The sequence below is a fragment of the Pandoraea nosoerga genome, assembly GCF_902459585.1.
Classification (GTDB): Bacteria; Pseudomonadota; Gammaproteobacteria; order Burkholderiales; family Burkholderiaceae; genus Pandoraea; species Pandoraea nosoerga.
Window position 1 is genome coordinate 1 of the sequence record NZ_CABPSC010000010.1, and the last position, 24,891, is coordinate 24,891.

37 protein-coding genes are annotated in these 24,891 nt (G+C 62.0%); 35 read left to right on the forward strand and 2 right to left on the reverse strand.

Annotated features, from left to right (window positions below; translation table 11 throughout):
* The 32 genes from PNO31109_RS13460 to dsbD all read left to right on the forward strand — a co-directional run.
* Nucleotides 1-672 (forward strand): EF-Tu C-terminal domain-related protein (locus PNO31109_RS13460; protein WP_244958171.1); only part of this gene is annotated, 672 nt, incomplete at its 5' end.
* Between the two features lie 121 nt (nucleotides 673-793).
* Complete coding sequence (gene rpsJ / locus PNO31109_RS13465; protein WP_010804138.1) at nucleotides 794-1,105, forward strand: 30S ribosomal protein S10; 312 nt, start codon at nucleotides 794-796, stop codon at nucleotides 1,103-1,105.
* Nucleotides 1,106-1,311: 206 nt separating this feature from the next.
* Nucleotides 1,312-1,968 (forward strand): 50S ribosomal protein L3, encoded by a 657-nt coding sequence (gene rplC, locus PNO31109_RS13470; RefSeq protein ID WP_150556173.1) that lies wholly within the window; start codon nucleotides 1,312-1,314, stop codon nucleotides 1,966-1,968.
* Nucleotides 1,969-1,970: 2 nt separating this feature from the next.
* A complete protein-coding gene (gene rplD, locus PNO31109_RS13475; RefSeq protein WP_010804136.1) occupies nucleotides 1,971-2,591 on the forward strand; it encodes a 50S ribosomal protein L4 in 621 nt (206 codons plus the stop codon).
* The gene (gene rplW / locus PNO31109_RS13480; protein ID WP_039406361.1) at nucleotides 2,588-2,902 is read left to right on the forward strand and encodes a 50S ribosomal protein L23; all 315 of its coding nucleotides are present in this window, start codon (nucleotides 2,588-2,590) and stop codon (nucleotides 2,900-2,902) included. The genes rplD and rplW overlap by 4 nt, the downstream gene beginning before the upstream one ends.
* A gap of 2 nt (nucleotides 2,903-2,904) precedes the next feature.
* A complete protein-coding gene (gene rplB, locus PNO31109_RS13485; RefSeq protein ID WP_150556020.1) occupies nucleotides 2,905-3,732 on the forward strand; it encodes a 50S ribosomal protein L2 in 828 nt (275 codons plus the stop codon).
* A 13-nt stretch (nucleotides 3,733-3,745) separates the two neighbouring features.
* Nucleotides 3,746-4,021: a 30S ribosomal protein S19 gene (rpsS, locus tag PNO31109_RS13490; protein ID WP_010804133.1), complete on the forward strand. Its 276-nt coding sequence runs from the start codon at nucleotides 3,746-3,748 to the stop codon at nucleotides 4,019-4,021.
* A 10-nt stretch (nucleotides 4,022-4,031) separates the two neighbouring features.
* Nucleotides 4,032-4,361, forward strand: a complete 330-nt coding sequence (gene rplV, locus PNO31109_RS13495; RefSeq protein ID WP_023593826.1) for a 50S ribosomal protein L22 — start codon at nucleotides 4,032-4,034, stop codon at nucleotides 4,359-4,361.
* Between the two features lie 9 nt (nucleotides 4,362-4,370).
* Complete coding sequence (gene rpsC, locus PNO31109_RS13500) at nucleotides 4,371-5,174, forward strand: 30S ribosomal protein S3 (protein ID WP_039406359.1); 804 nt, start codon at nucleotides 4,371-4,373, stop codon at nucleotides 5,172-5,174.
* Nucleotides 5,175-5,176: 2 nt separating this feature from the next.
* Complete coding sequence (rplP, locus tag PNO31109_RS13505) at nucleotides 5,177-5,593, forward strand: 50S ribosomal protein L16 (RefSeq protein ID WP_039406357.1); 417 nt, start codon at nucleotides 5,177-5,179, stop codon at nucleotides 5,591-5,593.
* Nucleotides 5,594-5,607: 14 nt separating this feature from the next.
* On the forward strand, nucleotides 5,608-5,802 hold the full coding sequence (rpmC, locus tag PNO31109_RS13510) for a 50S ribosomal protein L29 (protein WP_010804129.1): 195 nt from the start codon (nucleotides 5,608-5,610) through the stop codon (nucleotides 5,800-5,802).
* Complete coding sequence (rpsQ, locus tag PNO31109_RS13515; protein WP_010804128.1) at nucleotides 5,799-6,071, forward strand: 30S ribosomal protein S17; 273 nt, start codon at nucleotides 5,799-5,801, stop codon at nucleotides 6,069-6,071. The genes rpmC and rpsQ overlap by 4 nt, the downstream gene beginning before the upstream one ends.
* 264 nt (nucleotides 6,072-6,335) lie before the next feature.
* Nucleotides 6,336-6,704 (forward strand): 50S ribosomal protein L14, encoded by a 369-nt coding sequence (gene rplN, locus PNO31109_RS13520; RefSeq protein WP_010804127.1) that lies wholly within the window; start codon nucleotides 6,336-6,338, stop codon nucleotides 6,702-6,704.
* An 11-nt stretch (nucleotides 6,705-6,715) separates the two neighbouring features.
* Nucleotides 6,716-7,024, forward strand: a complete 309-nt coding sequence (rplX, locus tag PNO31109_RS13525; protein WP_150556021.1) for a 50S ribosomal protein L24 — start codon at nucleotides 6,716-6,718, stop codon at nucleotides 7,022-7,024.
* 19 nt (nucleotides 7,025-7,043) lie between these two features.
* The gene (rplE, locus tag PNO31109_RS13530) at nucleotides 7,044-7,583 is read left to right on the forward strand and encodes a 50S ribosomal protein L5 (protein WP_039406351.1); all 540 of its coding nucleotides are present in this window, start codon (nucleotides 7,044-7,046) and stop codon (nucleotides 7,581-7,583) included.
* Nucleotides 7,584-7,590: 7 nt separating this feature from the next.
* Entirely contained in the window at nucleotides 7,591-7,896 is a 306-nt protein-coding gene (rpsN, locus tag PNO31109_RS13535) for a 30S ribosomal protein S14 (RefSeq protein ID WP_039406348.1), read from the forward strand.
* A 13-nt stretch (nucleotides 7,897-7,909) separates the two neighbouring features.
* Complete coding sequence (gene rpsH, locus PNO31109_RS13540) at nucleotides 7,910-8,305, forward strand: 30S ribosomal protein S8 (RefSeq protein WP_010804123.1); 396 nt, start codon at nucleotides 7,910-7,912, stop codon at nucleotides 8,303-8,305.
* Between the two features lie 15 nt (nucleotides 8,306-8,320).
* On the forward strand, nucleotides 8,321-8,854 hold the full coding sequence (gene rplF, locus PNO31109_RS13545) for a 50S ribosomal protein L6 (protein ID WP_150556022.1): 534 nt from the start codon (nucleotides 8,321-8,323) through the stop codon (nucleotides 8,852-8,854).
* A gap of 11 nt (nucleotides 8,855-8,865) precedes the next feature.
* Complete coding sequence (gene rplR, locus PNO31109_RS13550) at nucleotides 8,866-9,231, forward strand: 50S ribosomal protein L18 (RefSeq protein ID WP_150556023.1); 366 nt, start codon at nucleotides 8,866-8,868, stop codon at nucleotides 9,229-9,231.
* A gap of 13 nt (nucleotides 9,232-9,244) precedes the next feature.
* Nucleotides 9,245-9,763 carry a 30S ribosomal protein S5 gene (gene rpsE / locus PNO31109_RS13555; RefSeq protein ID WP_010804120.1) on the forward strand — a complete coding sequence of 173 codons (519 nt, stop codon included), beginning with the start codon at nucleotides 9,245-9,247 and terminating at the stop codon, nucleotides 9,761-9,763.
* Nucleotides 9,764-9,774: 11 nt separating this feature from the next.
* Entirely contained in the window at nucleotides 9,775-9,957 is a 183-nt protein-coding gene (rpmD, locus tag PNO31109_RS13560) for a 50S ribosomal protein L30 (RefSeq protein ID WP_023593832.1), read from the forward strand.
* Nucleotides 9,958-9,968: 11 nt separating this feature from the next.
* Nucleotides 9,969-10,403 carry a 50S ribosomal protein L15 gene (gene rplO / locus PNO31109_RS13565; RefSeq protein WP_150556024.1) on the forward strand — a complete coding sequence of 145 codons (435 nt, stop codon included), beginning with the start codon at nucleotides 9,969-9,971 and terminating at the stop codon, nucleotides 10,401-10,403.
* A 23-nt stretch (nucleotides 10,404-10,426) separates the two neighbouring features.
* Entirely contained in the window at nucleotides 10,427-11,764 is a 1,338-nt protein-coding gene (gene secY, locus PNO31109_RS13570) for a preprotein translocase subunit SecY (protein WP_150556025.1), read from the forward strand.
* Nucleotides 11,765-11,773: 9 nt separating this feature from the next.
* Nucleotides 11,774-11,992, forward strand: coding sequence for a translation initiation factor IF-1 (gene infA, locus PNO31109_RS13575; RefSeq protein WP_010804116.1), 219 nt, complete (start codon nucleotides 11,774-11,776; stop codon nucleotides 11,990-11,992).
* A 19-nt stretch (nucleotides 11,993-12,011) separates the two neighbouring features.
* Nucleotides 12,012-12,128: a 50S ribosomal protein L36 gene (rpmJ, locus tag PNO31109_RS13580; protein WP_010804115.1), complete on the forward strand. Its 117-nt coding sequence runs from the start codon at nucleotides 12,012-12,014 to the stop codon at nucleotides 12,126-12,128.
* Nucleotides 12,129-12,163: 35 nt separating this feature from the next.
* Nucleotides 12,164-12,529 (forward strand): 30S ribosomal protein S13, encoded by a 366-nt coding sequence (gene rpsM, locus PNO31109_RS13585; protein WP_150556026.1) that lies wholly within the window; start codon nucleotides 12,164-12,166, stop codon nucleotides 12,527-12,529.
* Nucleotides 12,530-12,546: 17 nt separating this feature from the next.
* Nucleotides 12,547-12,951, forward strand: coding sequence for a 30S ribosomal protein S11 (gene rpsK / locus PNO31109_RS13590; protein WP_150556027.1), 405 nt, complete (start codon nucleotides 12,547-12,549; stop codon nucleotides 12,949-12,951).
* Between the two features lie 152 nt (nucleotides 12,952-13,103).
* A complete protein-coding gene (gene rpsD, locus PNO31109_RS13595) occupies nucleotides 13,104-13,727 on the forward strand; it encodes a 30S ribosomal protein S4 (protein ID WP_150556028.1) in 624 nt (207 codons plus the stop codon).
* A gap of 102 nt (nucleotides 13,728-13,829) precedes the next feature.
* On the forward strand, nucleotides 13,830-14,807 hold the full coding sequence (locus tag PNO31109_RS13600; RefSeq protein WP_150556029.1) for a DNA-directed RNA polymerase subunit alpha: 978 nt from the start codon (nucleotides 13,830-13,832) through the stop codon (nucleotides 14,805-14,807).
* A gap of 155 nt (nucleotides 14,808-14,962) precedes the next feature.
* A complete protein-coding gene (gene rplQ / locus PNO31109_RS13605; RefSeq protein WP_039406335.1) occupies nucleotides 14,963-15,355 on the forward strand; it encodes a 50S ribosomal protein L17 in 393 nt (130 codons plus the stop codon).
* 203 nt (nucleotides 15,356-15,558) lie between these two features.
* The gene (cutA, locus tag PNO31109_RS13610) at nucleotides 15,559-15,891 is read left to right on the forward strand and encodes a divalent-cation tolerance protein CutA (RefSeq protein WP_150556030.1); all 333 of its coding nucleotides are present in this window, start codon (nucleotides 15,559-15,561) and stop codon (nucleotides 15,889-15,891) included.
* A 136-nt stretch (nucleotides 15,892-16,027) separates the two neighbouring features.
* Entirely contained in the window at nucleotides 16,028-17,902 is a 1,875-nt protein-coding gene (gene dsbD, locus PNO31109_RS13615; protein WP_244958172.1) for a protein-disulfide reductase DsbD, read from the forward strand.
* Between the two features lie 105 nt (nucleotides 17,903-18,007).
* Here the strand turns inward: dsbD and hemB are convergent, their stop codons facing one another.
* Nucleotides 18,008-19,006, reverse strand: a complete 999-nt coding sequence (gene hemB, locus PNO31109_RS13620; protein ID WP_150556031.1) for a porphobilinogen synthase — start codon at nucleotides 19,004-19,006, stop codon at nucleotides 18,008-18,010.
* Nucleotides 19,007-19,595: 589 nt separating this feature from the next.
* Nucleotides 19,596-20,264: a ribosome biogenesis GTP-binding protein YihA/YsxC gene (gene yihA, locus PNO31109_RS13625; RefSeq protein ID WP_150556032.1), complete on the reverse strand. Its 669-nt coding sequence runs from the start codon at nucleotides 20,262-20,264 to the stop codon at nucleotides 19,596-19,598.
* Nucleotides 20,265-20,559: 295 nt separating this feature from the next.
* Here yihA and PNO31109_RS13630 point away from each other — a divergent pair, with 295 nt between their 5' ends.
* The 3 genes from PNO31109_RS13630 to ccsB all read left to right on the forward strand — a co-directional run bounded on the left by PNO31109_RS13630 (nucleotide 20,560) and on the right by ccsB (nucleotide 24,715).
* Nucleotides 20,560-21,216: a c-type cytochrome gene (locus PNO31109_RS13630; protein ID WP_150556033.1), complete on the forward strand. Its 657-nt coding sequence runs from the start codon at nucleotides 20,560-20,562 to the stop codon at nucleotides 21,214-21,216.
* 167 nt (nucleotides 21,217-21,383) lie between these two features.
* Nucleotides 21,384-23,519, forward strand: coding sequence for a cytochrome c biogenesis protein ResB (locus tag PNO31109_RS13635; protein WP_150556034.1), 2,136 nt, complete (start codon nucleotides 21,384-21,386; stop codon nucleotides 23,517-23,519).
* 11 nt (nucleotides 23,520-23,530) lie between these two features.
* The gene (ccsB, locus tag PNO31109_RS13640) at nucleotides 23,531-24,715 is read left to right on the forward strand and encodes a c-type cytochrome biogenesis protein CcsB (RefSeq protein WP_150556035.1); all 1,185 of its coding nucleotides are present in this window, start codon (nucleotides 23,531-23,533) and stop codon (nucleotides 24,713-24,715) included.
* Nucleotides 24,716-24,891: the final 176 nt, after the last annotated feature.

Consider the following 24,891-nt stretch of genomic DNA (forward strand, 5'->3'; position numbering starts at 1 on the left):
TCGGCCAAGCTGGCGCTCGAGGGCGACAAGGGCGAGCTGGGCGAAGCCGCGATCATGGCGCTGGCCGAAGCGCTGGACACGTACATCCCGACGCCGGAGCGCGCCGTTGACAAGCCGTTCCTGATGCCGGTCGAAGACGTGTTCTCGATCTCGGGCCGCGGTACGGTGGTGACGGGTCGCGTGGAGTCGGGCGTGATCAAGGTTGGCGAGGAAATCGAAATCGTCGGTATCACGCCGACGGTGAAGACGACCTGCACGGGCGTTGAAATGTTCCGCAAGCTGCTCGACCAGGGCCAGGCGGGCGACAACGTGGGTATCCTGCTGCGCGGCACGAAGCGCGAAGAAGTTCAGCGTGGTCAGGTTCTGGCCAAGCCGGGCTCGATCACGCCGCACACGGAATTCACGGGCGAAGTGTACGTGCTGTCGAAGGACGAAGGCGGTCGTCACACGCCGTTCTTCAACAACTACCGTCCGCAGTTCTACTTCCGCACGACGGACGTGACCGGCTCGATCACGCTGCCGGAAGGCAAGGAAATGGTCATGCCGGGCGACAACGTGTCGATCACGGTCAAGCTGATCGCCCCGATCGCCATGTCGGAAGGCCTGCGCTTCGCAATTCGCGAAGGCGGTCGTACCGTCGGCGCCGGCGTCGTGGCCAAGATCATCGCCTAATCATTGCGGATTCGATGAAGCGGGCGTCGGCGCTGCCGCCGCCCGTTTCGAAAAGTCTGTTTGCTCTTTGTGATTTACCCGGCACCCGAACGAGGGCTGCCACGCTCTTTGGAGAATTTCCATGCAGAACCAGAAGATCCGCATTCGCCTGAAGGCCTTCGACTATCGCCTGATCGACCAGTCGGCCGCCGAAATCGTTGAGACCGCCAAGCGCACCGGCGCCATCGTCAAGGGCCCGGTGCCCCTGCCGACGCGCATCGAGCGTTTCGACATCCTGCGTTCGCCGCACGTCAACAAGACCTCGCGCGACCAGCTCGAAATCCGCACGCACCAGCGCCTGATGGACATCGTCGATCCGACGGACAAGACTGTTGACGCACTGATGAAGCTGGACCTGCCGGCTGGCGTGGACGTCGAAATCAAGCTGCAGTAAGGCTGACGAGCGACTTTGCTCTTGAAAGCCCCGCCAATGCTGAACCCGGCGGGGCTTTTGTTATGCGATTTAGCAACACTTGTCAAGCGATAAAAGCTCGTCTATAATGGCGGGCTCAAGTGTAGTTTTGAAAAGATGGCCCACGTCCGTGGACCATCCTTTTGTCATTTAGCCCCGGCCAATCGCAGTCGGGAATGGAGAAAATCATGAGCCTTGGCCTTGTCGGTCGCAAGGTTGGCATGACGCGTATTTTCACGGACGACGGCGATTCGATTCCCGTCACCGTGCTCGACGTGTCTAACAACCGTGTGACGCAAATCAAGACGGATGAAACGGACGGCTACACCGCCGTTCAAGTCACTTTCGGCACTCGCCGCGCCACGCGCGTGGTCAAAGCCGCCGCCGGTCACTTCGCGAAAGCAGGTGTCGAAGCCGGTGAAATTCTCAAGGAATTCCGCGTTGACGCTGCCAAAGCTGCTGAACTGCAGCCGGGCGCGGTCGTTGGCGTCGATCTCTTCCAGGTGGGCCAGAAGGTCGACGTGCAGGGCGTGTCGATCGGTAAGGGCTACGCCGGTACCATCAAGCGCTACAACTTCGGTTCGGGCCGCGCTTCGCACGGTAACTCGCGTTCGCACAACGTGCCGGGTTCGATCGGTATGGCGCAGGATCCGGGCCGTGTGTTCCCGGGCAAGCGCATGACGGGTCACCTGGGTGATGTCACCACGACGGTGCAGAATCTCGAAATCGCGCGCATTGACGCTGAGCGTAGCCTCATCTTCGTGAAGGGTGCCGTTCCGGGCGCCAACGAAGGCAAGGTTTTCGTGACCTCGGCAGTCAAGGCCAAACTCGCGAAGGGAGCGTAACAATGGAACTGAAGCTCCTGAATGAGCAAGGTCAGGAAGGCGCTGCTGTCAACGCGTCGGACGTCGTGTTCGGCCGTGACTACAACGAAGCGCTGATCCATCAGGTTGTGGTGGCCTATCAGGCCAACGCCCGCAGCGGCAACCGTGCGCAGAAGGACCGTGAACAGGTCAAGCACACGACGAAGAAGCCGTGGCGTCAGAAGGGTACGGGCCGCGCCCGTGCCGGTATGTCGTCGAGCCCGCTGTGGCGCGGCGGTGGCCGTATCTTCCCGAATTCGCCGGAAGAGAACTTCACCCACAAGGTCAACAAGAAGATGTACCGCGCCGGTGTGTGCTCGATTCTGTCGCAGCTCGCCCGCGAAGGTCGTCTGTCGGTCGTCGAGGACATCAAGCTGGATGCCCCGAAGACCAAACTGCTCGCTGAAAAGATCAAGGCGATGGGCCTTGAGTCGGTGCTGCTGATCACGGATAGCGTGGACGAGAACCTGTTCCTGGCCTCGCGCAATCTGGCTCACGTCGCCGTCACCGAGCCGCGTTTCGCCGACCCGCTGTCGCTCATCTACTTCAAGAAGGTGCTGCTGACGAAGGGCGCGATCGCCAAGATTGAGGAGATGCTGTCATGAGCGACGTGCGTAAAAACGACCATCGTCTGTACCAGGTCCTGCTCGCGCCGGTGATCTCCGAGAAGGCGACGCTGGTGGCCGACAAGAACGAACAAGTGGTGTTCCAAGTTGCACGCGACGCGAACAAGCTGGAAGTGAAAGCGGCTGTCGAGCTTCTCTTCAAGGTGGAAGTCGAGTCGGTGCAAATCCTGAACCGCAAGGGCAAGCAAAAGCGCTTCGGCCGCTTCATGGGTCGTCGCGACCACGAGAAGAAGGCCTACGTGAGCCTGAAGCCGGGTCAGGAAATCAATTTTGAAGCGGAGGCCAAGTAATCATGGCACTCGTCAAAACGAAACCGACGTCGCCGGGCCGCCGTTCGCTGGTCAAGGTCGTCAACAAGGATCTGCACAAGGGCAAGCCGTTCGCCCCGCTGCTCGATACCAAGAGCAAGACCGCCGGCCGTAACAACAACGGTCACATCACCACCCGTCACATGGGTGGCGGTCACAAGCAGCACTACCGTATCGTCGATTTCCGTCGCAACAAGGACGGCATCCCGGCGAAGGTCGAGCGTCTGGAATACGATCCGAACCGCAGCGCGAACATCGCACTGCTGTGCTACGCCGATGGCGAGCGCCGTTACATCCTGGCCCCGAAGGGTCTGACCGTCGGCCAGCAACTGGTCAGCGGCTCGGAAGCCCCGATCAAGGCCGGTAACACGCTGCCGATCCGCAACATTCCGGTCGGTACCACGATTCACGGCATCGAGCTGCAACCGGGCAAGGGCGCGCAAATCGCTCGCGCCGCCGGTACGTCGGCCATGCTGCTGGCTCGCGAAGGCACGTATGCACAAGTGCGTCTGCGTTCGGGTGAAGTTCGTCGCGTGCACATCGAGTGCCGCGCCACCATCGGTGAAGTCGGCAACGAAGAGCACAGCCTGCGCCAACTGGGCAAGGCCGGTGCCAAGCGTTGGCGCGGTATTCGCCCGACCGTTCGCGGTGTGGCGATGAACCCGGTGGATCACCCGCACGGTGGTGGTGAAGGTCGCACGGCTGCCGGTCGTCATCCGGTCAGCCCGTGGGGGCAGCATACCAAGGGTAAGCGTACCCGCTCGACCAAGCGCACCGACAGCATGATCGTTCAGCGTCGCAAGAAGCGTTAATTGGAGCTAGCAAATGACTCGTTCTGTTAAAAAAGGTCCGTTTTGCGACGCTCATCTGCTGAAAAAGGTGGAAGCGGCGGCTGCATCGCGTGACAAGAAGCCGATCAAGACCTGGTCGCGTCGTTCGACCGTCCTGCCCGATTTCATCGGTCTGACGATCGCCGTTCACAACGGCCGTCAGCACGTGCCGGTGTACGTGACGGAAAACATGGTCGGCCACAAGCTGGGTGAGTTCGCACTCACCCGTACCTTCAAGGGCCATGCGGCCGACAAGAAGGCGAAGAAATAAGGGGCCGATCATGGAAGTGAAAGCAATTCATCGCGGTGCCCGCATCTCGGCGCAGAAGACGCGTCTGGTCGCTGACCAGATCCGCGGCCTGCCGCTGGAGCGTGCGCTCAATGTCCTGACCTTCTCGCCGAAGAAGGCCGCGGTCATCATCAAGAAGGTGCTGGAGTCGGCAATCGCCAACGCCGAGCACAACGAAGGTGCTGACATCGACGAACTGCGCGTCAAGGGCATTTACGTCGACAAGGCGACCTCGCTCAAGCGTTTCACCGCGCGCGCCAAGGGCCGCGGTAACCGCATCGAGAAGCAAACCTGTCACATCACTGTGACGCTGGGCAACTAAGGGGTCACGATGGGACAGAAAATTCATCCGACTGGCTTCCGTCTGGCTGTCAGCCGTAACTGGGCTTCGCGTTGGTACGCCAACAACCAGAATTTCGCGCAAATGCTGAAGGAAGACATCGGCGTTCGCGAATATCTGAAGAAGAAGCTGAAGAACGCTTCGGTCGGCCGCGTGGTCATCGAGCGTCCGGCGCGTAATGCTCGCATTACGATTTTCAGCTCGCGTCCGGGTGTCGTGATCGGCAAGAAGGGCGAGGACATCGAAATCCTCAAGGCCGAGCTGCAAAAGCGCATGGGCGTGCCCGTGCACGTGAACATCGAGGAAATCCGCAAGCCGGAAACCGATGCGCAGCTGATCGCCGACTCGATCGCTCAGCAGCTCGAGCGCCGCATCATGTTCCGTCGCGCCATGAAGCGCGCGATGCAAAACGCGATGCGTCTGGGTGCCCAGGGCATCAAGATCATGAGCTCGGGCCGCCTGAACGGCATCGAAATCGCCCGTACCGAGTGGTACCGCGAAGGCCGTGTGCCCCTGCACACGCTGCGCGCCGACATCGACTACGCTACCTCGGAAGCGAAGACGACCTACGGCATCATCGGTATCAAGGTGTGGGTGTACAAGGGTGACACGCTGGGCCGCAACGACGCTCCGGTGGCTGAAGAGCCGGCCGAAGAAAAGCGTCCGCGCCGCAACGCGCGTCCGGGCGACCGTCGCCCCCGTCGTGACGACGCTGGCGACAAGGCCGGCGCCAAGCGCGGTGGTGCACGCCGCCCGGCTGGCAAGCCTGAAGGCGACGCCAAGACTGGAGAATAAACATGCTGCAACCGAAACGCAGAAAGTATCGCAAAGAGCAGAAGGGCCGTAACACTGGCGTCGCCACCCGTGGCAACGAAGTGTCGTTCGGCGAATTCGGCCTGAAGGCGGTCGGTCGTGGTCGCCTGACGGCTCGTCAGATCGAAGCCGCGCGTCGTGCCATGACCCGCCACATCAAGCGCGGCGGCCGTATCTGGATCCGTATCTTCCCGGACAAGCCGATCTCGCAAAAGCCGGCTGAAGTGCGTATGGGTAACGGTAAGGGCAACCCGGAGTACTACGTCGCCGAGATTCAACCGGGCAAGATGCTGTACGAGATGGACGGCGTGACCGAAGAGCTGGCGCGCGAGGCGTTCCGTCTGGCGGCAGCCAAGCTGCCGATCCAGACGACGTTCCTCGTCCGTCGCCTTGGCGCCTGATTGGAGAGAATGAAATGAAAGCATCCGAACTTCGTGCCAAGGATGTCGACGGTCTGAACAAGGAACTGTCGGATCTGCTGAAGGCCCAATTCGGTCTTCGCATGCAAGCGGGCACCCAGCAGCTGAGCAACACCAGCCAGCTGAAGAAGGTGCGCAAGGACATCGCGCGCGTGCGTACCGTGTTGACTGAGAAGGCGAGCCAGAAATGAACGATACCGCTAAGACCTCGCTGAAGCGTACCCTCGTGGGTAAGGTTGTCAGCGACAAGATGGACAAGACGGTTACCGTGCTGGTCGAGCGTCAAATGAAGCACCCGCTCTACGGCAAGTACATCGTGCGTTCGAAGAAGTACCACGCGCACGATGAGACCAACCAGTACAAGGAAGGCGATACGGTCGAGATTCAGGAATCCCGTCCGCTGTCGAAGACCAAGGCCTGGACCGTCTCCCGTCTCGTGGAAGCCGCCCGCATCATCTAAGGCGCGCTGAAGCGAACGTTGACTTGCAAGTCCGGAATTATCATTGTATAATTCCGGACTTTCCGCTTCTTTCGCCAAAACCGGTCTTTGGTTTCGCAAGGGAGTGGATGGCTTCCGAAGCCGATTCGTACCCTCTACGAGTCTGGCCCAGGTGGCAAGGTTGTCCACTTTTGAACGACTCAACCCAAACGGCATCCTTTGATGCTGACGGGGACCAAGACTGACCGACGCGTATGTGTCGGATTAAGTTGGGAAGATAACACCATGATTCAAACTGAAACCCGGCTCGAAGTAGCCGACAACACCGGTGCGCGCGAAGTGATGTGCATCAAGGTGCTGGGCGGCTCCAAGCGTCGCTACGCCGGCATTGGCGACATCATCAAGGTCAGCGTGAAGGATGCTGCCCCGCGTGGTCGCGTCAAGAAGGGCGAAATCTACAACGCAGTGGTCGTGCGCACCGCCAAGGGCGTGCGTCGCCAGGACGGCTCGCTGGTCAAATTCGACGGCAACGCCGCCGTGCTGCTCAACACCAAGCTCGAGCCGATCGGCACCCGTATCTTCGGGCCGGTTACGCGTGAACTGCGTACCGAACGCTTCATGAAGATCGTGTCGCTGGCCCCGGAAGTGCTGTAAGGAGCCGACACATGAACAAGATTCGCAAGGGTGACCAGGTCATCGTGCTGACGGGTAAGGACAAGGCCAAGCGTGGCACGGTCCTGGCCGTCCAAGGCGACAAGGTGGTCGTCGAAGGCGTGAACGTTGCCAAGAAGCACGTCAAGCCGAACCCGATGAAGGGCACGCAAGGTGGCGTGGTCGACAAGACGATGCCGATCCACGTGTCGAACGTGGCGCTGGTGGATGCCAATGGCAAGCCGTCGCGTGTGGGCATCAAGGTCGAAGACGGCAAGAAGGTCCGCTTCCTCAAGACGACCGGTGCGGTCGTCGGTGCCTAAGTCGCAGGGAGTATAGATAATGGCCCGTTTGCAAGAATTCTATAAGGACAAGATTGTCGCCGAGCTGACGAAGCAGTTCGGCTACAAGTCCATCATGGAAGTGCCGCGCATCACCAAGATCACCCTGAACATGGGCCTTGGTCAAGCCGTCGCTGACAAGAAGATCATTGAACACGCCGTTGGCGACCTGACGAAGATCGCCGGCCAGAAGCCGGTCGTGACGAAGGCTCGCAAGGCAATCGCCGGTTTCAAGATCCGCGAAGGTTACCCGATCGGTACGATGGTGACGCTGCGCGGCGAGCGTATGTTCGAATTCCTGGATCGTTTCATCACCGTGGCCCTGCCGCGCGTGCGTGACTTCCGTGGTATCTCGGGCCGTGCGTTCGATGGTCGTGGCAACTACAACATCGGTGTGAAGGAACAGATCATCTTCCCCGAAATCGAGTACGACAAAATCGACGCGCTGCGTGGTCTGAACATCAGCATCACCACGACCGCGAAGACTGACGAAGAAGCCAAGGCTCTTCTGTCGGCGTTCAAATTCCCGTTCCGTAACTGAGGTAATCGTGGCTAAACTGGCACTTATCGAACGCGAAAAGAAGCGCGCCCGTCTGGCGGCGAAGTACGCTGCCAAGCGTGCTGACCTCAAAGCGATCATCGAAGACACCAGCAAGTCGGAAGACGAGCGTTATGAAGCACGTCTGGCGCTGCAACAGCTGCCGCGTAACGCCAACCCGACGCGTCAACGCAATCGTTGCGACCTGACCGGCCGTCCGCGCGGTACCTTCCGCAAATTCGGCCTGGCCCGTAACAAGATCCGTGAAATCGCCTTCCGCGGCGAAATCCCGGGCGTGACCAAAGCAAGCTGGTAATAGGAGAAGCACCATGAGCATGAGCGATCCTATCGCCGATATGCTGACTCGCATCCGCAACGCTCAGATGGTTGAGAAGGCATCGGTGAAGATGCCCTCGTCCAAGCTGAAGGTCTCGATCGCCAAGGTCCTGAAGGACGAAGGCTATATCGAAGACTTCGCGGTTGAAGCAGAAGAAACCAAGCCGGTGCTGAACATCGCACTGAAGTACTACGCTGGCCGTCCCGTGATCGAGCGCCTCGAGCGCGTCTCGCGCCCGGGCCTGCGTGTGTACAAGAGCCGCAACGACATCCCGCAGGTCATGAACGGCCTGGGCGTTGCAATCGTCTCGACCCCGAAGGGCGTGATGACGGATCGCAAGGCGCGCGCCACCGGCGTGGGCGGCGAAGTCATCTGCTACGTGGCCTAACCGAGGAGAGTAGAAATGTCTCGAGTAGGTAAGAGTCCTATTGCGCTGCCGAAGGGCGTTGAAGCAACGCTGGCCGGCAATGTGCTGACGGTCAAGGGCGCCCTGGGTTCGCTGACCCGCGGCATCAACGCGCTCGTGAACGTCAAGATCGAAGACGGCACCATCACCTTCGCACCGGCCGACGAAAGCCGCGAGGCGAACGCGCTGTACGGTACCGAACGTGCACTGGTCAACAACATGGTGACCGGTGTGAGCAAGGGTTTCGAAAAGAAGCTGCAACTCGTTGGCGTGGGTTACCGTGCCAAGGCTGAAGGTAACAACCTGAAGCTCGAGCTGGGTTTCTCGCACGACGTCGTGCATCCCATGCCGGAAGGCGTGAAGGCCGAGACCCCGACGCAGACGGAGATCATCATCAAGGGCGTTGACAAGCAACGCATCGGACAAGTGGCTGCGGAAGTTCGCGGTTACCGTCCGCCCGAGCCCTACAAGGGCAAGGGCGTCCGCTATGCGGACGAGGTGGTGATCCTCAAGGAAACCAAGAAGAAGTAAGGGTGCGAAACATGGACAAGAAACAATCTCGTGTGCGCCGCGCTCGCCAGACCCGTATCAAGCTGGCAGCTCAGAAGGTGCATCGCCTTTCCGTGCATCGCACCAACGTGCACATTTACGCGCAAGTGTTCTCGGAAGACGGCACGCAAGTGCTGGCCAGCGCTTCCACGCTGGAAGCCGAAGTGCGCAAGGAACTGGGCGACAAGGAAGGCAAGGGCGGCAACACCGCCGCTGCTGCGTTGATCGGTCGTCGTATCGCCGAAAAGGCGAAGGCTGCCGGCATCGAGAGCGTGGCTTTCGACCGCTCGGGCTTCCGCTATCACGGTCGCGTCAAGGCTCTGGCCGACGCTGCCCGTGAAGCCGGCCTCAAGTTCTAAGTAAGGATCCGTCATGGCAAAGATGCAAGCGAAAGTTCAGGCTGACGAACGCGACGACGGCCTTCGCGAGAAGATGATCGCGGTCAACCGTGTCACGAAGGTGGTGAAGGGCGGCCGTATTCTCGGTTTTGCCGCGTTGACCGTGGTTGGTGACGGCGATGGCCGCATCGGCATGGGCAAGGGCAAGGCGAAGGAAGTGCCGGTTGCCGTTCAAAAGGCAATGGAACAAGCCCGCCGCAACATGTTCAAGGTGCCCCTGAAGAACGGCACCCTGCAACACAACGTTCTCGGCCAGCATGGCGCCTCGCGCGTGCTGATGTCGCCGGCGAAGGACGGTACCGGCGTGATCGCCGGTGGCCCGATGCGCGCGGTGTTCGAGGTGATGGGCGTGACCAACGTGGTGACGAAGAGCCTCGGCTCGACGAACCCGTACAACCTGGTCCGCGCCACGCTCGACGGCCTGAAGAAACAATCGACTCCCGCTGACATCGCCGCCAAGCGTGGCAAGTCGGTGGAAGAGATCCTCGGCTAAGGGTGATCAATATGTCGCAGCAAACTGTGAAAGTTAAGCTGGTCAAGAGCCTGATCGGCACGCGTGAAGACCATCGCGCGACCGTCAAGGGTCTGGGCCTGCGTCGCCTCAATTCGGTCAGCGAGTTGCAGGATACGCCCGCTGTGCGGGGCATGATCAACAAGGTTTCGTACCTTGTGAAGATCGTCGACTGAGCGAGGGCAACATGGAATTGAATTCGATTAAGCCGGCAGAAGGCGCCAAGCACGCCAAGCGCCGCGTCGGCCGTGGCATCGGTTCGGGTCTGGGTAAAACCGCCGGCCGTGGTCACAAGGGTCAGAAGTCGCGTTCGGGTGGCTTCCACAAGGTGGGCTTCGAGGGCGGTCAAATGCCGCTGCAGCGTCGTCTGCCCAAGCGTGGCTTCAAGTCGCTGACGCGTCGTTTCATGGGCGAAGTTCGCCTGTCGGACCTGAACAACCTGCCGGTCGACGAGATCGATCTGCTGGTTCTGAAGCAGGCCGGTCTGGTGAGCGAGCTGTCGCTGTCGGCCAAGATCATCGCCTCGGGCGAGATCACCCGCAAGGTCGTTGTGAAGGGTCTGGGCGTCACCAAGGGTGCGCTCACCGCCATTCAAGCGGCTGGCGGTTCGGTCGCCGAGTAAGTTAGGACACCCCGGAGCCATCATTGGCCAAGTCTCCTAATCTCGCTAAGCCTGGTACGCAGGGCCCGAAGTATGCGGATCTGCGCCGGCGGCTGGTTTTCCTGCTGCTGGCGTTGATCGTCTACCGTATTGGTGCGCATATCCCGGTGCCGGGCATCGACCCCGATCAGCTGGCGCAGTTGTTCCAGCGCCAGTCGGGCGGGATCCTGGGCATGTTCAACATGTTCTCGGGCGGTGCGTTGTCGCGTTTCACGGTCTTCGCGCTGGGGATCATGCCGTATATCTCGGCGTCGATCATCATGCAGCTGCTGGCGATGGTCTCGCCGCAGTTGGAAGCGTTGCGCAAGGAAGGCCAGGCCGGACAGCGCAAGATCACGCAGTACACCCGGTATTTCACGGTGGTGCTCGCGCTCTTCCAGGCAGCGGCGATCGCGGTGACGTTGGAGAGCGAGCCGGGGCTCGTCGTCGATCCGGGCATGGTGTTCCGCCTGACGACGGTGATCACGCTCGTGACCGGCACGATGTTCCTGATGTGGCTGGGTGAGCAGATCACCGAACGCGGCCTCGGCAACGGTATCTCGATCATCATCTTCGGTGGTATCGCGGCCGGTTTGCCCAATGCCGTGGGCGGCCTGTTCGAGCTCGTCAGCACTGGTTCGATCGGTCCGTTCTCGGCGATCGTGATCTGTGCCCTCGTGGTGCTCGTGACGTTCTTCGTCGTGTTCGTGGAACGGGGTCAGCGCAAGATCCTCGTGAATTACGCCAAACGCCAGGTCGGCAACAAGGTGTACGGCGGTCAGGCTTCGCACCTGCCGCTCAAGCTGAACATGGCAGGCGTGATTCCGCCGATCTTTGCGTCGTCGATCATCCTGTTCCCGGCAACGATCGCGAACTGGTTCGGTGCGGGTGACAATGCGCGCTGGCTTAAGGATATCGCCGCGAAGCTGTCGCCGGGCCAGCCGATCTACGTGATGCTCTACGCACTGGCGATCGTGTTCTTCTGCTTCTTCTACACCGCACTGGTGTTCAACAGCAAGGAGACCGCGGAGAACCTAAAGAAGAGCGGCGCGTTTGTTCCGGGAATCCGTCCGGGCGACCAGACGGCTCGGTACATCGACAAGATCCTGACGCGTTTGACGCTCGCCGGCGCAGCCTACGTCACCCTGGTGTGTTTGCTGCCCGAGTTTCTGGTGTTGCGCTGGAATGTCCCGTTCTACTTCGGTGGAACCTCGCTGCTGATTATCGTGGTGGTGACGATGGACTTCATGGCGCAAGTGCAGTCTTATGTAATGTCGCAACAGTATGAGTCGCTGCTCCGCAAGGCGAATTTCAAGGGCGGCAATAACATGACGCTTCGCTGATCCGGGATCATGTCGAAAGACGACGTTATTCAAATGCAGGGTGAGGTGCTTGAAAACCTCCCCAATGCCACCTTCCGGGTAAAGCTGGAAAATGGCCATGTAGTACTCGGACATATTTCCGGCAAGATGCGGATGCACTACATCCGCATTCTGCCCGGGGATAAGGTGACGGTAGAGTTGACGCCCTACGATCTGTCGCGTGCGCGGATCGTCTTCCGGGCGAAGTGATTAGAGAGAGGGAATTGTCATGAAAGTTTTGGCATCTGTTAAGTGCATCTGCCGCAATTGCAAGTTTGTGAAGCGCAAAGGCGTGCTGCGCGTGATCTGCAGCTCGGATCCGCGCCACAAGCAACGTCAGGGCTAATCGGCCTTTAACGCTATTTAGTTGGGGAATTACGAATGGCTCGTATCGCAGGGGTTAACATCCCGAACCACCAGCACACCGCAATTGGCCTGACGGCCATTTACGGTATCGGTCGCACGCGCGCTCGCCAGATTTGCGAAGCCGCCGGTGTGCCGTTCTCGAAGAAGGTCAAGGACCTCGACGACGCCGATCTCGAAAAGCTGCGTGATCAAGTCGGTCAACTGACGGTGGAAGGGGATCTGCGCCGTGAAGTGACCATGAGCATCAAGCGCCTGATGGATCTGGGCTGCTATCGCGGCATGCGTCACCGCAAGGGCCTGCCGCTCCGCGGTCAGCGCACCCGTACCAACGCGCGTACCCGCAAGGGCCCGCGTAAGGCCGGCGTTTCGCTGAAGAAGTAACCAGAGGATAGGAACTCATGGCTAAGCAACAGAACAACGCCGCTTCGCAGCGCGTTCGCAAGAAGGTCAAGAAGAGCGTTGCCGAAGGCGTCGTGCACGTCCACGCTTCGTTCAACAACACGATCATCACGATCACCGATCGTCAGGGCAATGCGCTGGCATGGGCGACCTCGGGTGGCCAGGGCTTCAAGGGTTCGCGCAAGTCGACCCCGTTCGCCGCTCAGGTCGCTGCCGAGTCGGCTGGCCGCGTGGCGCTGGAACACGGCGTGAAGAACCTGGAAGTTCGCATCAAGGGCCCGGGCCCGGGTCGCGAGTCCGCGGTTCGTGCACTCAATGCGCTGGGCATCAAGATCACGGCCATCTCGGACGTGACGCCGGTCCCGCACAACGGTTGCCGCCCGCCGAAGCGTCGTCGCATCTAAGACGCGTAAGAAAATCCTGCTATAATCGCGGGTTCGCGCACGGTCTCGGCCGTGCGCGTAGCAATTTCTAAGACCACCGTCCGGTACATTGGTACCGGACTTGCGCAGTGGACAAGGTTCGCTGCGTCAGATTTTGAGATAAAGGAACAACCGTGGCACGTTATATCGGCCCGAAGGCCAAACTCTCCCGTCGTGAAGGTACCGACCTCTTCCTGAAGAGCGCACGCCGCTCGCTCGCCGACAAGTGCAAGCTGGACAGCAAGCCGGGTCAGCACGGCCGCACCTCGGGTGCTCGCACCTCGGACTACGGCAACCAGCTGCGCGAGAAGCAGAAGGTCAAGCGTATCTACGGCGTGCTCGAGCGTCAGTTCCGTCGTTATTTCGCGGAAGCCGACCGCGTCAAGGGCAACACGGGTGAAAACCTGCTGCAATTGCTCGAGTCGCGCCTGGACAACGTCGTGTACCGCATGGGCTTTGGTTCGACGCGCGCCGAAGCGCGCCAGCTGGTCGGCCACAAGGCGATCGTGCTGAACGGTGTTGTTGCCAACATCCCGTCGATCAAGGTCAAGGCCGGTGATGTGATCGCCGTGCGTGAAAAGGCCAAGAAGCAAGTGCGTATTCAAGAAGCACTGTCGCTGGCCGAGCAAGTCGGTTTCCCGATCTGGGTTTCGGTTGATGCCAAGAAGATGGAAGGCACTTTCAAGGCACTGCCGGAACGTAGCGATATCGCGGGCGACATCAACGAAAGCCTGATCGTCGAATTGTATTCGCGTTAATCCGTATGCTGACGCGCCTCACGGCGCGTTTTGCGTTCCGTGCAGGTTGTCACCCATCAGCCTTATCGGTGTAACGAGCCGAGGGTATTGAAAAGGAAACCTATGCAAACCAGTTTGTTGAAGCCCAAGATCATTGCGGTTGAGCCGGTCGGTGAGCATCACGCCAAAGTCGTGATGGAGCCGTTCGAACGTGGCTACGGCCACACCTTGGGCAACGCGCTTCGCCGCGTGCTGCTGTCGTCGATGGTCGGTTATGCGCCGACGGAAGTGACGATCGCCGGCGTAGTGCACGAATACTCCACCATCGACGGTGTCCAGGAAGACGTCGTCAACTTCCTGTTGAACCTGAAGGGTGTGGTGTTCAAGCTGCATAACCGTGACGAAGTCACCGTTACGCTGCGCAAGGATGGTGAGGGTGTGGTGCGTGCTTCGGATATCGAAGTGCCCCACGATGTGGAACTGATCAACCCCGATCACGTGATCGCGCATCTGGCCAAGGGCGGCAAGCTCGACGTCCAGATCAAGATCGAGAAGGGTCGTGGTTATGTCCCGGGTAACGTGCGCCGCTATGGCGACGAGTCGGCCAAGGTGATTGGCCGTATCGTGCTCGATGCCTCGTTCTCGCCGGTCAAGCGCGTGAGCTATGCGGTCGAATCGGCCCGTGTGGAGCAGCGTACCGACCTGGACAAGCTCGTGATGAACATCGAGACCAACGGTGTGCTGTCGCCGGAAGAAGCGATCCGTCAATCGGCGCGCATCCTCGTCGACCAGCTGTCGGTGTTCGCTGCGCTCGAAGGCACGGAGGCCACGAGCGAAGCGCCGTCGCGTGCGCCGCAGATCGATCCGATCCTGCTGCGCCCGGTGGACGATCTCGAGCTCACGGTGCGTTCGGCCAACTGCCTGAAGGCCGAAAACATCTACTACATCGGCGACCTGATCCAGCGTACCGAGAACGAACTGCTCAAGACCCCGAACCTGGGTCGCAAGTCGCTCAACGAGATCAAGGAAGTGCTTGCCTCGCGTGGTCTCACGCTCGGCATGAAGCTCGAAAACTGGCCGCCGGCCGGTCTCGAGAAGTAAGGTGTAATGACATGGCCGCCTTCGGGCGGCCGTGTTGCTACGTAAGTGCGGCGCGTCGGAGCGATCCGATACGGCCGATAGCGAAGGTACCGGCCCGCGGTGTTTGTCACCGATAGAAGAGCTTGGTCGAAAACTCTGTTTAAAGGAAAGTTGAAATGCGTCACCGTCATGGTCTGCGTAAACTGAACCGTACCAGCAGCCACCGTCTGGCTATGCTGCGTAACATGTCGAACTCGTTGATCCAGCACGAAGCGATCAAGACCACGCTGCCGAAGGCCAAGGAACTGCGCAAGGTCGTCGAGCCTCTCATCACGCTGGGCAAGAAGGACACGGTTGCAAACCGCCGTCTGGCGTTCAACCGCCTGCGCGACCGTGAAATGGTCACCAAGCTGTTCAACGAACTCGGCCCGCGCTTTGCCAACCGTCCGGGCGGCTACCTGCGCATTCTGAAGATGGGTTTCCGCGTGGGCGACAACGCGCCGATGGCTTTCGTCGAACTGCTGGACCGTCCGGAAGTCGACACGGAAGCGCCGGAAGTCGCTGAGTAACTCGTCAGCAATTCGCGCAACGGCCCTTGCGGGCCGTCCGCCGTAAGAAGAAGCCAGGTCACCGACCTGGCTTTTTTGTTTTTTTGGGGTATTGTCCGAAGCCATCGCCGGCATTTGCCTCGAAATGGGGCTGCTATTGCACGCTTGCGGCGGTGTCGGTGTAGAGTGAACGATCCTCAAGCCACTCGGGTCTACCGCACAACATGGATGCCCTTCTCATCGTCATGACGACGTTCCCCGACGAGGCGAGCGCCGAAGCCGCCATTGACGGTATGTTGACCGCGCGCCTTGCCGCCTGCGTCCAGCAGATGGCGCCGGTGCGTTCGAGCTATCGGTGGCAAGGCAAGCGCGAGACGAGCGTGGAAGTACCGCTCATGATCAAGACGAGCGCGGCGCGTTATCGCGAGCTCGAACAATACATCAAAGACCACCATCCTTACGACGTACCCGAGATCGTCGCGTGGCCGGCCGCCGCCGCACTGCCGGCGTATGCGCGCTGGGTCGAGGATGAAACCCGGGGAGAGTTGCATGTTTGATGTGAAGACGACGGTTCGGCGGGTTTTGGCTGGCGCGGGAGCGAACGCATCGGGCGCATCGGGCTTGCCCGGTGCCGCCATGCCGGGGGGCTCACGCGTTTTCGCGTTTTGGGCAATGGTGCTGTGCGCCGTCGCAATGCTGCTGACGCTGACGGCCGGACGCGCCCACGCCGCCAGCGACTTTCTCGATCCGGATGTCGCCTTCAAGGTCTCGAAGACCGAAGAGCCCGGCGCCGTCGTGCTGCACTTCGACGTGGCAAAGGGCTATTACCTCTATCGCGAGCGCTTCGCCTTTGCCGCGGACAACGGCGCCGCTACGCTCGGTGCGCCCCAATTCCCCAAGGGCGAGGTCAAACATGACGAAACCTTCGGCAAGGACATGGAGGTGTACCACGAGCCCATCGACGTTCGCATTCCGGTAAGCCAGGCCAGCGGCCCGTTCACGCTGAACGTCACCATGCAGGGATGTGCGGACAAGGGCTTGTGCTATCCGCCGATGGACAAGCCACTCAAGATCTCGGCTGTGGCCGCCGGCGGCGGTGCTGCCGGCCTCGCGGGGGCAGCGTCCTCGCCCGGACCGGCAACACGAGCGTTGCTGGGGGGGGGCTCCCTCCCGGCGGCGGAACCCGCGGCTTCCGCCGATCCGGCTGCGACGTCAGCGCCTGCCGGCAAGGGCGGCTGGCTGTCGGCCCGCGAGGATTACAGCGAAGCCGAACGCATCCTGTCAGGCGGCAGCTTTGCCGTGGCGCTCGGGATTTTCTTCGCATTGGGCGTCGGACTGGCATTCACGCCGTGCGTGCTGCCGATGGTGCCGATTCTGCTGTCGATCGTGGCGGGGCAGTCGGCAAGCCGCGGCAAGGCACTGCGTCTGGCCATCGCCTACGTGCTCGGAATGGCGGTGGTCAACACGGTGATCGGCGTGGCCGCCGGCCTGCTGGGCCAGGGATTGATCGCGTTCCTGCAGGCGCCGTGGGTGCTGGCGTCGTTCGCGCTGTTGATGGTGATCCTCTCGCTGTCGATGTTCGGCATGTACGAGATTCAGTTGCCGTCGGCGCTGCGTGAGCGCATCGACAACGCGGCGCGTAAGCAGAAGTCCGGTCAGTGGCTTGGCGCCGCCATGATGGGCGTGCTGTCCGGACTCATCGTCAGTCCCTGCGTGACGGCGCCGCTGGCGGCCGCCCTCGCCTTCATCGCGAAGACGGGCGACGCCGTCTTCGGGGGCGCCACGCTCTTCGTCCTGTCACTGGGGATGGGGCTGCCGTTGGTGATCCTTGCGGCAGGCGGCGGTACGCTGCTGCCCCGCGCGGGCGCCTGGATGGAAGGGGTCAAGCGCTTCTTCGGTTTCCTGTTGCTCGGCGTGGCCCTGTGGATCGTGCGGCCTCTGCTGCCGACGCCGGTGCTGCTGCTGACCTCGGGGGTTCTGCTGCTCGTGGCGGCGACGTTCATGCGCGTGTTCGACAGCCTGCCGGATGGCGCGGGCGGCGCGCGGCGTCTGCTCAAGGGACTTGGCGTGGCCGTGGCATTGCTCGGTGCCGTGGCGCTGGTCGGCGCGGCCGCCGGTGCGCGCGATCCGCTGGCGCCGCTGGCGGGCCTCACGGCAGGGGCGACGGCGACCGGGGCGGCGGTCGCCGCCGAAGGCGCCAAATTCGAGCGCGTGCGCAGCGTGGCGGAGCTCGACCAAATCGTGGCAACCGCCGGGCGCCCCGTGATGCTCGACTTCTATGCCGACTGGTGCATCAGTTGCAAGGAAATGGAGCGATTCGTCTTCACCGATCCGAAGGTGAGGGCGCGGCTCGACGAACTGGTGCTGCTCAAGGCGGACGTGACGGCAAACAGCGCCGACGATCAGGCGCTTCTCAAGCGTTTCGGGCTGTTCGGACCGCCGGGCATCATCTTCTTCCAGGGCGGCAAGGAAATCCCGGGCGCGCGCGTGATCGGCGCCCAGTCTCCGGAACAGTTTCTGCGCAGCCTCGACAAGGCCTTCGGGCCTTCGTTCGGGCCCTCGGCCTGAGTCCGGCGCGGCGTCGAATATGAGCCGCCGCGCTTACCGGCCCGCCGCGAGCCGAGCGGGCGCTTTCATGGCGTCAGGGCCCGCGATCGTTCGCCTGCGACCGTCTCAGGCCTGTGCGCGTATCAGGCGGGCGGCGTCGAGCGCAAAGTAGGTGAGGATGCCGTCGGCGCCTGCGCGCTTGAAGGCGAGAAGCGATTCCATCATGACCTTGTCATGATCGAGCCAGCCGTTTTGTGCGGCGGCCTTGAGCATCGCGTATTCGCCGCTGACCTGATAGGCGTAAGTGGGAAAGCGGAACTCGTCTTTCACGCGGCGCACGATGTCCAGATACGGCATGCCCGGCTTGACCATCACCATGTCGGCCCCTTCCTCGATGTCGAGCGCCACTTCGCGAAGGGCCTCGTCCGAGTTGGCCGGGTCCATCTGGTAGGTCATCTTGTTGCCCTTGCCGAGGTTCGATGCCGAACCGACGGCGTCGCGGAATGGGCCGTAGAAGGCCGACGCGTATTTCGCGGCATAAGCCATGATGCGCGTGTGGATGTGTCCGCCCGCTTCGAGCGCCTCGCGGATCGCGCCGATACGCCCGTCCATCATGTCGGACGGCGCGACGATGTCGACTCCCGCGTCGGCCTGCGTGAGCGCCTGCTTCACGAGAATGGACGTGGTCACGTCATTGACGACGTAACCGTTTTCGTCGAGTACGCCGTCCTGGCCGTGGCTCGTGTAGGGATCGAGCGCGACGTCCGTGAGCACGCCGAGCTCGGGGAAGTGGCGTTTGAGCTCGCGCACCGCGCGGGGAATCAGGCCGTCCGGGTTGGTGGCCTCGATGCCGTCGGGCGTTTTGAGCGAGGCTTCGACGTTCGGGAACAACGAGATCACCGGCACGCCCAGCGTGACGCACGTATCGGCCACACGCAGCAACTCGTCGATCGACACGCGCTCGACACCCGGCATCGAATCGACGGCTTCACGGCGGTTGTGCCCGTCGAGCACGAACACCGGGTAGATGAGGTCATCGCAGGTCAGGCGGTTTTCGCGCATCAGACGGCGCGAGAAGTCATCGCGTCGCATGCGGCGCGGGCGAAGCAGGGGGTAGGAACTCATGCGATCGGTCCTTTGGACGGAGAATGGCGCGGCGGAAAATTCCGTAATTCGGGGCGTGTCGACGCGTCCCGAAATGCACCGCCGCTGCGTCTGGCTCAATGAAACCGTAAGGCGGAAGGCGCGCAAAAAAACGGCGCTTGCCCGGAAACTTTCGGAAGCATGGTATATCATACCAACCGGATGTTCGCACTGCGTGCGGCGTCCCCCGCTTCTCCTCCCTGAGCGGGCGCCTGTCGTTCTACGATAAGGCTTATTTAAACCCGCCGTGCCTACACGGCGGTTTTTTTATGTGCGCGCACTTTGCGACGTCGATGTCCCCGGATGCCGGCCGACTCGCGCATTTTCGCTGAACTTGTCACCCTCATCCGTTCGGCCGAGGGACCCGAGTCCCGCATTTCCCATTCGATGCGCGGCCGCCGTGCGCCGCGACGATTTGTCGCGCCCGCGGCGCCCGTTCGACCACTACCTTACGGAGTTGGACGCCGCATGATCGGTGCCATGGGGAGCGAGAGAGCGGACAACGCGAACGAGCGCGGAACCAAGCGCGGAACCGAAGGAAGCGCGACTGGTCGGTGTGGCCGAGCGTCGCTCATTTCTTGCCTGACTCGCGCGGCGGGATGGCGAGCCAGTCTTCGAGCATGCGCTGGGCGGCGTCCACGCCGGTGCGCTTGAGCGACGAGAACAACTGCGCCGTGAACTGCGGTGCGACGGCCGGATCGTCGGACGGCAGACCGTCGGTGCGCGGCAGGGCCGACAGTCGCTTTTGCGTGTCGCGCAGCACGACTGTGGCCTCCTGACGCGTGAGCTTGTCTGCCTTGGTGAGCAGTGCATGGATGGGGCGTCCGGTCGGCAGAAACCAGTCGATCAGTTCGCAGTCGAGTTCCGTGAACGGGCGGCGCGAATCCATGACGAGCACCAGGCCCCGAAGTTGCGGACGTTGCACGAGGTAGTCGCCCAGCAACTGTTGCCAGTGGACTTTCACGCCGCCGCCGACTTCGGCGTAGCCGTAGCCGGGCAGGTCGACCAGGTAGCCGTACAGATGCTCCAGGTGCGCGATCTCGAAGTAGTTGATGTGCTGGGTACGGCCCGGCGTCTTGCTCGAGAAGGCGAGGCGCTTCTGATTGCAAAGGATGTTCAGCGCGCTCGACTTGCCCGCGTTCGAGCGGCCCGCGAAGGCGACCTCGGGCACGGCCGTGGCAGGCAGGTCGCGCAGGTGATTGACGGTCGTAAAGAAGCGGGCTTGATGAAGTAGGGACATGGCGAAAACCGGGAGCGCGCAAGCTGCGGGAGGCGGCTGCAACGCGACTGAAGGGGCGCAAAACGGCGAGTCCGACGCTCACCGGCAACAGCCCGGGAAGCCCCGCTCTGCGGCCTTCTACATGGAAATCCCCTAAAGCCGGGGAAAGTCTTTATTGTACAATATCAAAGTTAACCTTGGCCTTGCCAAGGCTTGCCCGAACGTCTCGCGCGCCGTGAGGATGGAGGAGAAACACGGCGCCGGACGGTGAGTTCGAACGACCGATTTCCCGACAAAACAGATATAAGGTGTGCGAATGAACCGAGGAGTGTGGAAGTCTCTCGCTGCAGCACCGTTGGCGCTGGCATGCTTGCTTCTGAGCGGCGCCAGTCAGGCCGCCGATCCGCCGGCGCCTGCCAAACCTGACCTGAACCGGGGACAGGCGATTGCCAGTCAGGTCTGCGCATCCTGCCACGGCGCGGACGGCAACAGCACCGGCGGCGCTTATCCGAAGCTCGCGGGCCAGCATGCCGAATACCTCTACAAGCAGCTCGCCGATTTCAAGGCGCAGCCGGGCAAGACCCCTGCACGAAACAATCCCATCATGGCCGGCATGGCCGCGGCACTGTCCGATCAGGACATGCGCAACGTGTCGGCGTATTTCGCCTCGCAGACCGAGAAGCCGGGCGCCGCGCGCAACAAGGCCACGGTGCCGCTGGGCGAGAAGATCTACCGCGGTGGTCTGGCCGACAAGGGCGTGCCGGCCTGCGCGTCGTGCCATGGGCCGGCGGGGGCCGGCATGCCGTCGCAATATCCGCGTCTGTCGGGCCAGTGGGCCGATTACACCGCCGCCCAACTAGTCGCGTTCCGCGACGAGACGCGCGGCAACAATGCCCCGATGCACGACATCGCGTCGCGGCTGTCGGACAAGGAAATCAAGGCGGTCGCGGATTACATCGCCGGTTTGCGCTGACCGGCAGCCCCTGCCCTGACATCGTGTGAACGTCAGGGTATATTCGCTGACTTATAACGAAACCAGCAGCGTTGCCGCGAGGCGATGCATTCGAACTGGTTTAGCATACACAGGGTGGCGGGCGCGTGAGACACGCGTCCCCGCCCTTTTTTGTTGTCGGAATCAGGATGAGCATCAGTACCTCCGGAATGCAGATCAAGGGCGCGCAACGCTGGGTGCGCGACGGCGTCGAACTCGTCAGTTCGATGCGTTTCGCCATCAGCCTGCTGACCGTGCTCGCCATCGCCAGCATCGTGGGTACGGTGCTCAAGCAGGGCGATCCGTATCCCAACTACGTCAATCAGTTCGGCCCGTTCTGGGCCGACATCTTTCGCTCGCTGGGCCTGTACACGGTCTACAGTTCGTGGTGGTTTCTGCTGATCCTGTTCTTCCTGATGGCGTCCACGACGCTGTGCATCGTGCGCAACGCGCCGAAGATGATCGCGGACATCCGAAGCTGGCGCGATCACGTGCGCGAGGGCAGCTTGCGCGCTTTCGGTCACAGGGGCGAGTTCACCGGGCCGGCGCCGCGCGCGGAATTGCTGCCGCGCCTGACGCGCTATCTCGGCCATCGCGGCTACCGCTTCGTGGTCCGCGAGCGCGATGGCGCCACGCTCGTGGCCGCCAAGGCCGGGGCTGTCAACAAGATCGGCTACATCTTCGCGCACAGCGCGATCGTGATCATCTGCCTGGGCGGACTCATCGACAGCGATCTGCTGATTCGCGTGCAGATGGCGCTCTTCGGCAAATCCCCGCTGCAGGGCAACGCCGTCATCGCGCAGATCCCCGAAACGCACCGCCTGTCGCCGAACAACCCGGCATTTCGCGGCTATTCGTTCGTGCCGGAAGGCGGCAAGTCGACCACGGCGATCCTGAATTTCCAGGATGGTTCGGTCGTGCAGGACCTGCCGTTTGCCATCGAGCTCAAGAAATTCCACGTCGATTATTACTCGACGGGCATGCCCAAGCTGTTCGCGAGCGACATCGTGGTGACCGATCCCGAGAACGGCAAGACGATGAGCGCGACCGTGAAGGTCAACGAACCGTTCATCTACAAGGGTGTGGCGATCTATCAGTCGAGCTTCGAGGATGGCGGCAGCAAGCTGCGCCTGACCGGCTACCCGATGCACGGCCCGTCGAGCAAGCCGTTCGCGTTCTCGGGCGACGTCGGCGGCTCCACGCAACTGCGCGGCGGCGCGGCGGGCAAGGACGAATACACGATCGAATTCAGCGACTTCCGCGCGATCAACGTGGAGAACATCAGCACCGGCGGCGGCGAGCGCGACGTGCGAGGCGTGGCCCGCAAATCGTTGCGCGAGGATCTCGGTGCGCAACTGGGTTCGGGCGCGCGTCCCGATCTGGGCAAGGACCTGCGCAACGTCGGACCGTCGGTGCAATACAAGGTGCGCGATCGCAACGGGCAGGCCAAGGAGTACCGCAACTACATGCTGCCCATCCTGGTCGAGGATGGGCAGCGCGTGTTCATGACCGGCGTGCGCGACACGCCTGACGGCCCGTTCCAGTACCTGCGCATTCCGGCTGACGAAGACGGCTCGGTCAGGCAATGGATGCTGCTGCGCGCCGCCCTGCAAGACGATGGCGCGCGCGCCGAAGCGGCCCGCCGTTTCGCGGCGCAGTCGCTGCCGGCGCAGACCTCGGCACAGTTGCGCGAGCAACTGCAGGAAAGCGCGAAGCGCGAGCTCGACCTGTTTGCCGGCGCGATTCCGGCGAGCAGGAACGGTCGTGCGACGGGCGGTCTGCAGGCGATTGCCGAGTTCGTCAGCGAGAAGGTGCCGCAAGAGCAGCAGTCCGCGGCGGCGGACATGTTCCGTCGCATTCTCGACGGCACGGTGTGGCAACTGTGGCAGGTCGCACGCGAGCATGCCGGGCAGGCGAGTGCGGAGTCCACGCCGCAGACCGAGCGCTTCGTGCATACGGCGACCAATGCGCTGTCCGACAACTTCCTGTATGACGCGCCCGTGTTCCTGCAGCTCGACTCGTTCGACCAGATTCAGGCGAGCGTCTTCCAGCTCACGCGCTCGCCCGGCAAGAAGATCGTGTATCTTGGCAGTTTGCTGCTGGTGCTCGGCATCTTCTCCATGTTCTACGTGCGCGAGCGCCGCTTGTGGCTGTGGATCAAGGATGCACCCGAAGGCGGCAGTTCGGTGCTCATGGCGGTGTCGACCACGCGCCGCACGCTGGATTTCGAAAAGGAATTCGCCCGCACGAAGGCGGAAATGGACGAGATCGTCACAAAACGATGAAGGTGAGACAGATGGAGTTATCGCAACAGTATTCGGAGGCCTCGTGGCTGCGCCGGCGCAGTCCCGGCGACTGGCTGTTCGCGCTCGCGCTGGCCGTTGGCGCGGGCGTGGCGCTGAGCCAGTACGGTCACTACATGGACTACTACGAGCACACGATCCTCGTGCTCGCGGTGCCGACCTTCGCGCTGCTGGGCTGGCACTGGCGTGCGGTGCGCTGGTTGATGGCCGGCATCGCGGTTCTCGCGCTCGGTGGCATCGCCATGTATCACCACGATCTGGCGCGCGCCGATCAGGCCTTCTTCCTCAAGTATTTCCTCTCGAGCCAGTCGGCGATCCTGTGGATGAGCGCGCTGTTTTTCCTGTCGACGCTCTTCTACTGGGGCGGCCTGCTCGCACGCTCGCCGTTCGGCGCGAGCGTAGGCTCGTCGCTGTGCTGGGCGGCCGTGCTGCTCGGCTTTACCGGCATGATGGTGCGCTGGTACGAGTCGTATCTGGTCGGCGCAGACGTCGGGCACATTCCGATCTCGAACCTGTACGAGGTGTTCGTGCTCTTCTGCCTGATCACCGCGCTGTTCTACCTGTACTACGAGCACCGCTACGAAACCCGCGCGCTTGGCCCGTTCGTGCTGCTGGTGATCAGCGCGGCCGTGAGCTTCAACCTGTGGTACAGCGTGGCGCGCAGCGCCTATGAGATTCAGCCGCTGGTGCCGGCGCTGCAGAGCTGGTGGATGAAGATTCACGTGCCCGCGAACTTCATCGGCTACGGTACGTTTGCGCTCGCTGCGATGGTCGCGGTGGCGTATCTGCTCAAGTCGAGCGAGAACAAGCGGCTGGCCGCGGCGGGCAAGGCGCCCGACACAGGCTTCTTCTCGTCGCGTCTGCCGTCGCTCGAACTGCTCGACGACGTGATGTACAAGGCCATCGCCGTCGGCTTTGCGTTCTTCACGATCGCGACGATCCTCGGTGCGCTGTGGGCCGCGGACGCGTGGGGCGGCTACTGGAGTTGGGACCCGAAGGAGACGTGGGCGCTGATCGTCTGGCTGAACTACGCCGCGTGGCTGCACATGCGCCTCATGAAGGGGCTGCGCGGGGTCGTGGCGGCATGGTGGTCGCTGACGGGCCTGCTGATCACCACATTCGCATTCCTCGGTGTGAACATGTTCCTGTCGGGGCTGCATAGCTACGGACAGCTCTGACGCGGCGCCTGACGCCGAACGTCGCCCGAAAGCCGCCGCGCTCATGAGCCGGCGGCTTTTTTCATCGTGGCGTATGATTTTTGCATTGCGTGCGGGGGAACCGGCAGGCGCGCGAGCACGGTCGAACCGACGTGTCGGGGCGGGCGAAGTCCCGGGGCTTGGCGCAGCGCGGCGCC